Origin of the sequence: Duganella sp. sic0402, assembly GCF_019219065.1 — a bacterium.
Taxonomy (GTDB): domain Bacteria; phylum Pseudomonadota; class Gammaproteobacteria; order Burkholderiales; family Burkholderiaceae_D; genus Rugamonas.
In genome coordinates this window covers 427,082-438,382 of sequence record NZ_JAHUWK010000003.1, presented here as the reverse complement: position 1 = coordinate 438,382, position 11,301 = coordinate 427,082, and the positions used below count along the sequence as shown (strand labels likewise).

At 59.9% G+C, this 11,301-nt stretch carries 5 protein-coding genes; 3 read left to right on the top strand and 2 right to left on the bottom strand.

Going from position 1 to position 11,301, the window contains the following annotated elements:
• The first annotated feature begins 87 nt into the window (after positions 1–87).
• Positions 88–1,446, top strand: coding sequence for a GAF domain-containing sensor histidine kinase (locus KW842_RS10955; protein WP_218304112.1), 1,359 nt, complete (start codon positions 88–90; stop codon positions 1,444–1,446).
• On the opposite strand, the gene KW842_RS10950 is transcribed toward KW842_RS10955, so the two are convergent.
• Positions 1,447–3,087 (bottom strand): NAD(P)/FAD-dependent oxidoreductase, encoded by a 1,641-nt coding sequence (locus KW842_RS10950; RefSeq protein ID WP_218304111.1) that lies wholly within the window; start codon positions 3,085–3,087, stop codon positions 1,447–1,449.
• A gap of 859 nt (positions 3,088–3,946) precedes the next feature.
• On the opposite strand from KW842_RS10950, the gene KW842_RS10945 reads away from it, so the two are divergent.
• Positions 3,947–6,877 carry a TonB-dependent receptor domain-containing protein gene (locus tag KW842_RS10945; protein ID WP_218304110.1) on the top strand — a complete coding sequence of 977 codons (2,931 nt, stop codon included), beginning with the start codon at positions 3,947–3,949 and terminating at the stop codon, positions 6,875–6,877.
• Positions 6,878–6,941: 64 nt separating this feature from the next.
• Here the strand turns inward: KW842_RS10945 and KW842_RS10940 are convergent, their stop codons facing one another.
• Entirely contained in the window at positions 6,942–7,667 is a 726-nt protein-coding gene (locus KW842_RS10940; protein WP_218304109.1) for a 16S rRNA (uracil(1498)-N(3))-methyltransferase, read from the bottom strand.
• A gap of 569 nt (positions 7,668–8,236) precedes the next feature.
• Here KW842_RS10940 and KW842_RS10935 point away from each other — a divergent pair.
• The gene (locus KW842_RS10935; RefSeq protein ID WP_373925165.1) at positions 8,237–11,269 is read left to right on the top strand and encodes a TonB-dependent receptor domain-containing protein; all 3,033 of its coding nucleotides are present in this window, start codon (positions 8,237–8,239) and stop codon (positions 11,267–11,269) included.
• The last annotated feature ends 32 nt before the right edge of the window (positions 11,270–11,301 follow it).

Genomic DNA, 11,301 nt, shown 5'->3' with positions numbered 1-11,301 from the left:
GTGCTAGTGGTTGACCGAATATTGATATAGGTTAATGAAGTTGGGGAACGTTACAATAGCTGCAGAGTTAGCTACTTGGAGCCTGCCATGAGCGAAGACAGAATAAGCACGCCGCTATTCGATGCGGCTGACGGACGCGTGTTGGCCGAGGCTGCTTTGCGCTCGATCACCGCCTCGACTGCCCGCGCCCGCGGCGACGATTTCCTGCGCATTCTGGTGCGGGACCTGGCTCAGGCGCTGGATGTCCGCTATGTGATCGCCGGCCGGGTGATCAGTCTGGCGCAGGGCGAAGGCATCCGTACATTGGCCGTGTGGGGCGGCGCCGACTACGCGCCGAACATGGAATACAGCCTGCAGCACACCCCCTGCCAGGACGTGACCGAACAATGCATGTGTTTCCATGCCAGCGGCATCCAGGCCGACTATCCCGAAGACACTTTATTAGTTGAAATGCAGGCCGAAAGTTATATCGGCATGCCGATGATCGACACCGAAGGGCAGACGCTGGGCATCCTGTCGGCCATCGACACCAAACCGATTTCCGAGGATAAGCGCCTGCTGGCCTTGTCGCTGCTGTCGATCTTTGCCGCGCGCGGTGCCGCCGAGTTGCAGCACCAGGACCGCGAGCAGCAGCTGGAGGCCAAGGTGCAGCGCCGCAGCGAGGCGCTGCTGGCCGCGCAGGCCACGCTGGTGGAGCAGGAAAAGATGGCGGCGCTGGGCGCGCTGGTGGCTGGCGTGGCGCACGAGGTCAACACGCCGATCGGCGTGGCGGTCACGGCCGCCTCCACCATGGCCAGCTACGCGCAGGACTTGCTGAAGTGCGTTAACGGCGAGCGCGTCAGCCGCTCGGAATTGCTGGCGGTGGCGCAGCGGCTCAGCGAGGGCGCCCAGCTGATCGAGCGCAACCTGGCGCGCGCGGCCGACCTGATCGGCAACTTCAAGCAGCTGGCGGTGGACCAGGGCAGCGCGCACGAGGCCGAAGTGGCGCTGCGCGAGCATGCGCTGAGCGTGGTGTCGGCGCACGGGCCGGAATTGCGCAAGGTGGGATTGAATGTGACGGTGGACATCGCGCCAGAGCTGCGCACGCGGCTCGATTCCGGGCGCTGGTCGCAAGTGCTGTCCAACCTGTTGATGAACGCGGCCAAGCATGGCTATCCGGACGGCGGCCCCGGCCAGGTAACGCTGGCCGCGCGCATGGCGCTGGAGGGCGGTACGCGCTGGCTGTTGCTGGAATTTAGCGATGATGGCGTCGGCCTGGCGGGGGAGGCGCGTGAGCGCCTGTTCGAGCCTTTCTTCACCACCAAGCGCGGGCAGGGCGGTTCCGGGCTGGGCATGCACATCGTCTACACCATCATGCACCAGATGGGCGGGCAGGCGGCGCTGGCCGCCAACGCCCCCGGCAGCACTGGCTGCCGCATCAAGCTGCGGCTGCCGCTGCGGGACTGATTACGCCTGCTGCTGCGCGGCCATTGCCAGCGCGACCGCTTCGGCGACCTTGATGCCGTCCACGCCGGCCGACAGGATGCCGCCGGCGTAACCGGCGCCTTCGCCGGCCGGGAACAGGCCCTTGGTGTTCAGGCTTTGCAGCGTGTCGTCGCGGCGCTTGATGCGGATCGGCGACGAAGTGCGCGTTTCCAGGCCGGTCAGCACTGCGTCATGCTTGAAGTAGCCCTTGATCTGCTTGTCGAACGCAGGGAAGGCTTCGCGCAGCGCGGTGACCGCGAATTCCGGCAGGATCTGCGCCAGATCGGTCAGCGTGATGCCCGGCTTGTAGGACGGCACCACCGAACCGAAGTCGGTCGAGGCCTTGCCGGCCACGAAGTCGCCCATCAGCTGGCCTGGCGCATTGTAGGTGCCGCCGCCCAGCTTGAAGGCTTTCTCCTCCAGGTCGCGCTGGAAGGCGATGCCGGCCAGCGGGTGGCCCGGATAGTCGACTTCGGGCGAAATGCTGACCACGATGGCGCTGTTGGCGTTGCGTTCATTGCGCGAATACTGGCTCATGCCGTTGGTGACCACGCGGCCCGGCTCGGATGCCGCCGCCACCACCGTGCCGCCAGGGCACATGCAGAAGCTGTACACCGCGCGGCCGTTGGACGCATGGTGCACCAGCTTGTAGTCGGCCGCACCCAGGATGGGATGGCCGGCACTCGGGCCGAAACGGCAGGCGTCGATCAGCGATTGCGGGTGCTCGACGCGCAAGCCGATCGAGAACGGCTTGGCTTCAATGTAGACGCCGCGCTGGTACAGCATCTCGAAGGTGTCGCGTGCGCTGTGGCCGATGGCCAGCACCACGTGCCTGGTGGCGATTTTCTCGCCGCTCTCCAGCGTGAGGCCACGGATCTGTCGTCCGTCGGCGGTTTCTTCGACGTCGATATCGGTGACTTTGCTTTCGAAGCGGTATTCGCCGCCCAGCGCCTCGATGGTTTCGCGCATCGACTCGACCATCTTCACCAGCCGGAAGGTGCCGATGTGCGGCTTGCTGACGTAGACGATTTCTTCCGGCGCGCCGGCCTTGACGAACTCGGTCAGCACCTTGCGGCCGTAGTGTTTCGGGTCCTTGATCTGGCTGTACAGTTTGCCGTCGGAGAAGGTGCCGGCGCCGCCTTCGCCGAACTGCACGTTGGACTCCGGATTCAGCTTGCGCTGGCGCCAGAAGCCGAAGGTGTCGACAGTACGTTCGCGCACCACCTTGCCGCGCTCCAGGATGATGGGACGCAGGCCCATCTGCGCCAGGATCAACGCCGCCAACAGGCCGCATGGGCCGATGCCGATCACCACCGGGCGCTGAAAGTCCGGATGGGCGGCCAGCGTGTGGCCATCGGCAACGAATTGATACGCCATGTCCGGCGACGGCATCAGGTGCACGTCGTGCTTGAGGCGCTTCAGCAGCGCCGCCTCGTTGGCCACGTCTATATCCAGCGAGTAGGTCAGCACGATGGCGGATTTCTTGCGCGCGTCGTAGCTGCGCTTGTAGACGGTGAAGCCGATCAGGTCGGCGGCAGGGATGTCCAGGCGCGCCAGAATGGCGGCCGGCAATTGCTCCTCGGCGTGGTTGAGCGGGAGCTTGACTTCGTTTAAACGCAGCATGGGTGTTCTTCGGTAAATTGCAGGGCTCCGTAGCTAGCGGAGAGCGGAGCGGCCGTCCCCCTCGGGCGTGGCCGCAGCCGCTATTTTACCTTGCCAGGGCGCGCCAGCCCAAGCACCGCGCGCGCCATCACCGGATATTAAAGAGCAGATTATCAGCGCGGATTAATTCCGCTTAATTAACTTTTAAATAGTTGGGTGCTGAATATTAATTCCCGCATTGCTGGAGTTTCTAAAATAAAAACCAAATAAGCATATGCGCCAATTAAGTGCGTTGCGCACTAAAATTGGGCGTTGTTGCGGCACAACAGCAATTCTTTCGAGCAATTTTCGTTGACGTATCGTTTTGCTATCACATGAACCTAGTGGTATTGCTTTGTGTTCGCAATGAGACACATTGCATGTTGCACTGCACAAACAACGGCTTTTTGGAAATTTTACAGCCCCGCACAATCGTTGGTTTTACATGAATTTACAATACGTGCTTTGTTTTTACTTTGCGTTACATGAATAAAAAATCTGCAATGTAAGGAATTGCGAAATATGCAATGAAATATGTTGCGGTGCAGCATGTGTAAGTAGATTAAAGTCCTTGCATTGCCGGGCTAATTACGCTTTGTGGCTGATGTGAATTGGATTACCTCCGTTATTGACAGTTTCTGTACGCCAGTGGTTTCATGCAGTGCGCCTGCAAAATCGAAATGTCAGGGGTGTACATAAATGAGATTCAGGTCTGGATAACCCAGATATAAAAAGAATCCTTAGGCTGGCCAATTAAAAACGCTGCGGTTTAAATAGAGACGAGTGGATTGATTTGGTTGGGTTTCTCTCTATCAGGGAGTTTAATAATGGGAGTTTTACAATGATCCAAGAGAAGATGATGTCGCGTACCTTGCGCAGCGTGTTCGCCGGCTCGATGCTGGTAGGCATGACCGCAATGATGCACAACGCCATTGCACAGGATGCTGCGCCGCAGAAAATCGAATCGGTGCAAGTGACCGGTACCCGCATTACCGCGCCTGGCACGACCTCGACCAGCCCAATTTCGTCGATTACCGCTGAAGAGATCAAGCAGTCGCAACCCGTGTCGGTAGAAGAATTCGTCAAGACCCTGCCTGGCGCAGTGCCTTCGATCGGTCCTGGCACCAACAACGGCACTTCGGGCGCAGCAACCGTCGACCTGCGCGGCCTGGGCGCCAACCGCACGCTGGTGCTGATCAACGGCCGCCGCCTGGTGCCGTTCAGCCTGGACGGCACGGTGGACACCAACTCCATTCCCCTGGCACTGCTGAACCGCGTTGACCTGTTGACCGGTGGCGCATCGGTAGCCTACGGCGCCGACGCTGTAGCTGGCGTTATCAACTTCAACCTGAAGAAAAACTTCAGCGGCTTTGACGCCACCACCACTTACGGCGGCACCACCAGCGACCACGATGGCAAGCGCAAGCGCACCGACATCACCATGGGCGCCAACCTGGATGACGGCCGCGGCAACGTGGTACTGAGCATCGGCAAAACCACCTCGGACCCAGTGCGCCAAGGCGCACGCTCCTACGGTATCACCAGCCTGAGCTCGACCACCGGCCTGGCCAGCGGTTCGGCCACCACTGTGCCGGCAGCGTTTGCTGTCACCAAGCCGTTGACCGGCGGCAGCGACAATCTGGGCGGCACCTGGCAGATCGATCCGGCAACCGGCCGTCTGGTACAGCCAGCTGTGGCGTACAACACCAATCCGCTGAACTACTATTCGACCGGCCTGGATCGTACCCAAGCCACCGCGCTGGCCAACTACAAGATCAATGATCACGTAGAAGCCTACAGCGAAGTGTTCTACACCAGCAGCAAGGTTGGTTCGACGCTGGCGGAATCGGGCACCTTCGGCAACGTCTTCAACGTGCCTATCGGTAACCCATTCATTCCAGCGCCAGCGCGTCAGCAGATTTGCGACCGCGTCGGTATTCCTGCCGCCAATTGCGTGGCCGGCAACACCACCCTGGTGCCGATGACCGTCAACCGCCGCTTTGTCGAACTGGGCCCACGCCTGAACGATTTCAGCAACCGCACGCTGCAATACACCATCGGCCTGCGCGGCGACGCCTTCCTCGATTGGACCTACGATGCATCGTGGACCCGTGGCACCGCCGACCAGACCCAGGTACGCGGCAACTGGGGCTCGCTGTCGAAAGTACAGCAAGCGCTGAACTCGGTCAGCACCACCCAGTGCGTGGTCACTTCCAACAACTGCGTACCGCTGAACGTGTGGGGCGCCGCTGGCAGCATCACGCCAGCCATGCTGGGCTTCGTCAACTCCAGCGCCGTGCTGCTGCAAAGCGTGCAGCAGGACGTGGGCTCCGCGTCGCTGCAAGGCGACCTGGGCGAGAAATTCGTCAGCCCATGGTCGGGTCAGCCGATCACCATGGCAATCACCGGTGAGCAGCGCAAGCTGGCCGCTGGCACCCAGTCCGACGCTGCTTCGCAGATCCAGGGCGAAGTGCTGGGCACCGGCGCACCGACGCCAGACCGTACCGGCACCTTCCGCCTGCGCGAATTGGCGATCGAAACCCAGGTTCCACTGGTCAAGGACAAGCCGTTCATCCGCGCCTTGAATGCTGACCTGGGCTACCGCGAGACGCAGTTCAAATCGGGCAGCAAGGATTCGCTGAGCTACAACAGCTGGAAAATTGGTGCGGAATGGGCGCCAGTGCAGTCGCTGCGTTTCCGCGGCATGGTACAGAAAGCCACCCGCGCACCTAACGTGAACGAGCTGTTCGCACCGAAGGTCACCGGCCTGTCCAATCTGGCGGTAGATCCTTGCCAGCTGGCGCTGGTCAACCCGGCCCAGGCGAACACCGCTGGCACGCTGGCTAACCTGTGCCGCCTGACCGGCGTGCCGGTGAGCGAGCTGGGCAAACTGCCAGCACCATCGTCGGGTCAGATCAACAACCTGGCCGGCGGCAATCCGGACCTGGGCCCTGAAGTCGCCAAGACCAAAACCATCGGTTTCGTCTGGGAGCCACTGCCGAAGCTGGCCGTGTCGCTGGACTACTACAAGATCACGATTGCTGACGCGATCTCGCGCCCAAGCACCACCGACGTGCTGGATGCCTGCTACCGTAACAATCCTGGCTACACGATGACCGCCAACTGCCTGTTGATCGGCCGTAACCCGGCCAACGGTACGTTCAACGGCGTAGCGTCGAGCGGCGTAGCGACCGAGCGTACCAATTCGGGCCGTCAGGAAACCAGCGGTATCGATCTGAACGTACAGTACAAGCTGCAAGGTAAACAGCTGAACCTGGATCCGAAGTGGGGTAACTTTGACCTGGCGCTGGGCTACAACCAAGTCCAGAGCTTCAAGTTCCAAGCTTCGCCGATCTCGGTCAACCGCGATTGCCTGGGCTACTACTCGGTGGCGTGCGGCGACGTGGCCAACGCTCCAGTGTACAAACGCAAGTTCAACCAGCGCACCACCTGGAACGTGGGTTCCTTCTCGGTTGGCTACAACTGGCGTTATGTGAGTGCCGTGGACGTCGAGCCACTGGCACTGGCAACCACCAACTTCCTGCCAGCCTTCCGTCATATCGATGCCTACAACTACGTCGATCTGTCGGGCAGCTATACCTTCTCGAAAAACCTGCGTTTCAACGTCAGCATCGTCAACGCGGCCAACAAGAAGCCACCTATCGTCGGCGGCACCATCGGTACTACTGCTATGAACAGCGGCAATACCTTCCCGCAGTCGTATGACACCATCGGTCGTTACATCACCGTTGGCGCCAACCTGAAGTTCTAAGCTTCGGCACGGCCTGAAAACCCCGCGCACGCCTTCGGGCGGCGCGGGTTTTTTTATTCTCTTATTAGAAGCCGCCCCAGGCGGCGCTCAGCACCGACACCGCCGCCAGCGCCGCCGTCTCGGTGCGCAGGATGCGTGGGCCCATCGCCAGCGGCAGGGCGCCGTGGCGCAGCGCCAGATCCTCTTCCTGCTCGCTCAGGCCGCCCTCGGGGCCGACCACCAGCGTCACCGCCTGCGGCGGCTGGTGGCGCGCCCAGTCGGCCAGCGATTGACCGGCGCGCGGCGTCAGGATGATGCGGCGGTGCAGGTCCTGCTGGGTGATCCAGTGCTTGTAGTCCTGCGGCGGCGCCAGCCGCGCCAGGTGGTTGCGGCCGCTCTGCTCGGCGGCGGACACGATGATGCCGCGCCAATGTTCCAGTTTCTTTTCCGCGCGCTCCGCCGACAGCTTGACCACGCAGCGCTGCGCCGCCAGCGGCTGGAAGCCGGAGACGCCCAGCTCGATCGCCTTTTCGATAATCCAGTCCATCTTGCTGCCTTCGGGCAGGGCCTGCGCCAGCGTCACCGCGAACGGCAGCTCGGCTTCGCGCGCCAGATGCGCCTTGACCTCGGCGCTCACGCTGCGCTTGGCGATCTCGGTCAGCGCGGCCGTATATTCGCCGCCGTCGCCATTAAACAGTGTAACCAGCTCACCCTGGGCCAGGCGCAGCACCTGGATATGGTGGGCCACCGTTTCGGGTAACTGAACAAGCTGGCCGATGGCCAGCGGCTGGGACACGTAAAAGCGGGGCATGGTGAACGATCCGATCTGAATGATGAGCGCTCATTTTAATCGTTGCACGCCCGCCCAAAGAAATTCACAGGGCGATGAATACCGGAAGTTATTCTCGCCCCATGCTGGTGCATATTGCATCCACGTTGGTGCGTGGTAACTTTTAATTGCACCAGTAAGTCAAGTGAAATAATCGTGACAGAATTTTGTTCTGCGAGTTTGCCTTCGCAGGGGTGGGCGAAAAATTTTATATCGATATAGGGATTTTGAGCTATGGAATAAACGGAGTGCTCTGAGGATGAGGCGCATAAAATCTGCCGTTTCATCATAAATTATTTATGGCTCAACTTAAATAAAATAAACCGTTTTTTGGCATTTTTTTCGCTTTCCCGTTGTTTTGTTGCATAACAAAAGTTGTATTGTTGACACACTTGTTTGGCGCGTGTTTTTATGGACGGATAGGGCGAGCTATGGCGTCCTTAATTGTTGGTCAAGAGCTCTCCATCAGAGAGAGAATGGGTATCGTTGCCTACCAGGCAAATAATTTTTCAAATTGGGAATACACTCATATGTTTAGAAAAACTGTTCTTGTGAACGCGCTGACGATTGCCTTTGGCACCGCAGCACTGACCGCCGCCGTTGTGCAGCCGGCAATGGCGCAGTCGAATGCGTCCGGTAACGTCTACGGCCGCGTCGCTCCGGGTAGCGCAACTTCGGTTGTGCTGAAAAATCTGGATACCAACCTTACCCGTACCGCACCTGTCGACGCTAGCGGCAGCTTCAACGCGACCGCGCTGCCGATCGGTCGCTACAGCGCGACGCTGCAACAAGGCAATACCGCTGGCATCTCCGCCAACCTGGAAGTGCTGGCAGGCCAGGGCGTCGAAGCACGTTTCGAAGCCCCTGGCGTGCAATCGGTCCAGGTGACCGGCCGCCGCAGCCGCATCGACGTTTCCAGTGCTAACAACGGCGCGACCTTCACTGCCCGTGAACTGGATAAATTGCCGATCACGCAAAGCGTCGACGCCATCATTCAGCTGGCACCTAACACCACCCGTGCCGACTCCCGTTATGCTGCGGGCGCCAGCTTCGCCGGCGGTGGCGCATCGGAAAATGCTTACTACATCAACGGTTTCCCGGTTACCAATCCACTGACCCAGCTGGGCGCTTCGGAACTGCCGTTTGGCGCGATTGCCCAGGCACAGATTCTGACCGGCGGCTTTGGCGCCGAGTTCGGCCGTTCGGTCGGCGGTGTGGTCAATATTACCACCAAGAGCGGTACCAACAACTGGGAAGCGGGCGCAAGCTTCAGCATCGAGCCAGAATCGCTGCGCGCTAAACGCAAAGACACTTACTACCCGGTCACTGGCGCAAAAGAAAACTCCGGTACCAACGGCACGGATGGTACGCTGTACCGCCGTAATCAGGACAACAGCCGCACCGAGAAAATCTATGGCGCCTATGTTGGCGGTCCGATTATCGAAGACAAGCTGTTCCTGTTCGCCGCTGCTGAAGCACGCCGCATCGATCGCGAAGCTGTGCTGGGTACCCGTACCGGCACTACCAACAACAACCAGGGCTGGGAAGAAAACCAGGACAAGATCGACCGCTACATGGTCAAGCTGGACTGGAATATCACCGATAACCACCGTGTTGAGGTGACGGCGCTGGGTGATACCCCGAAAACCGACCGCCAGCTGTATAGCTACGACTACAGCAACAACACCCACGGCACCACCCAGACGGCTTCGCAGCACTACAAGAACAGCGAAGACTTCACGCCGTCGGTGGGCGCCACCACCCAGATCGCGCGCTATACCGGCAATCTGACCGATAACCTGACCTTGCAGGCACTGATTGGCCGCAGCAAGACCAAAAACTCCAATCGCTACGATATCATTGGCGCCGCACCGACTGGTCCACTGTTCCAGATCAGTGCAGCAGCAGCAGCTCGCTATCCTGGCCTGAACTACACCTCTTCGCAGGTGTTGTCCGGCCTGGTGACGGCTGGCGATTCGAGCAGCGAAATCGATTCCAAACGTCTGGACCTTGAGTACAAATGGAATAACCATACGTTCCGCGCTGGTCTGGATAACAACAAGCTGACCTCGGAAGCTGCCGGCGATGTATATGGCGGTGGCGGTACTTGGGTATACAGCCGTACCCTGACCCCGAACACCCCGGTGAGTGTTGGTGGCGGCAACAACATCGTGGTCGGCACGGGTGGCGGGCTGGGTTCTGAGGGTTACTACGTCAGCAACCGTATCTTCGACTCGACCACCGCTGCCGCATCGACCCAGGCGGCGCAGTTCATCGAAGATCGTTGGCAAGTCAACAAGGACCTGCTGCTGACCCTGGGCCTGCGTAACGAAAGCTTCAAGAACAAGAATGGCGACGGTCAGACCTTCCTGGAAGTGAAGAGCTTCCTGCAGCCACGTCTGGCGGCAGTGTGGGATGTCAACAACGACGCCAGCCTGAAAGTGTTCGGTAGCGCCGGTCGCTACGCGCTGCAGATTCCAACCCACCTGGCCGTGCGTGGCGCCAGCCGTTCGCTGAACACCCGTCAGTTCTTCACCTACACCGGTACCGATGCCAACGGTCTGCCGCTGGGGCTGCAGCCACTGACCGGCGCGTTCTCGACCAACAACGAACTTGGCCAGGCCAAAGATCCGAATACGCTGACTGCGCTCGGCATCGATCCAAGCTACCAGGATGAAATTACCCTGGGCTTCGAAAAAGCCTTCTCGCCTAACCTGAATTTCGGCGCCAAGGCAACCTATCGCAAGCTGAAATCGACCATCGATGACTTCTGCGATGAAGCAGTGATCTTCAAATGGGCTGAGCGTAACAACGTTGACACCAGCAACTACGGCGGCTTCAACTGCGCTTCGATCAACCCAGGCAAGGATACCAATCTGCTGGTTGATTTCGCTGGTAATGGCAAGTACACCAACGTTCACCTGACCAAGGCGGAAATCGGTCTGGACAAAGCCAAACGTAATTACACCGCGTTTGACCTGTTCGCCGAACACCCGCTGCGCAATGGCTGGTATGGCCGTGTCAACTACACCTGGTCGCGCAGCATCGGTAACACCGAAGGCCAGACCCGTTCGGACAATGCACAGACCGACGTGGCAGCAACCTCGACCTGGGATAACTACCCTCTGATGATCGGCGCATACGGCCTGCTGCCGAATGACCGCAAACACCAGATCAAGGCGTTCGGCTTTTACGAGCTGAGCCCTGAGTGGGCAATCGGCGGCAATCTGCTGGTCGCCTCCGGCCGTCCGCGCAGCTGCTTCGGTAACCGTCCGGACATCCCGGATGACATCCAGGACTACGGTTCGGTTTACTTCTACTGCGACAAGGAAACTCCTCGTGGCTCGCTCGGCCGTCTGCCTTGGGATACCCGCCTGGACGCCAACCTGGCATACCGTCCGGCGCTGGTTAAAGGCCTGACCGTCAAGCTGGACGTGTTCAACGTGTTCAACAAGCAAACCGAGCAAACCATCGACGAAACCTACAACAGCGGCGCTCTGATTGCCTCGACCTATGGTCGCGTCATCAGCTACACCGCGCCACGTTCGGCTAAGCTGACCGTCGAGTACAACCACCGCTTCTGATTACCCCGGTAATCTAAGCCCGAGCCGCCGGC

Excerpts from the sequence above, each read along its gene's own strand:
- KW842_RS10955 (WP_218304112.1), top strand. The coding sequence starts at position 88 with ATGAGCGAAGACAGAATAAGCACGCCGCTATTCGATGCGGCTGACGGA.
- KW842_RS10950 (WP_218304111.1), bottom strand. The coding sequence starts at position 3,087 with ATGCTGCGTTTAAACGAAGTCAAGCTCCCGCTCAACCACGCCGAGGAG.
- KW842_RS10945 (WP_218304110.1), top strand. The coding sequence starts at position 3,947 with ATGATCCAAGAGAAGATGATGTCGCGTACCTTGCGCAGCGTGTTCGCC.
- KW842_RS10940 (WP_218304109.1), bottom strand. The coding sequence starts at position 7,667 with ATGCCCCGCTTTTACGTGTCCCAGCCGCTGGCCATCGGCCAGCTTGTT.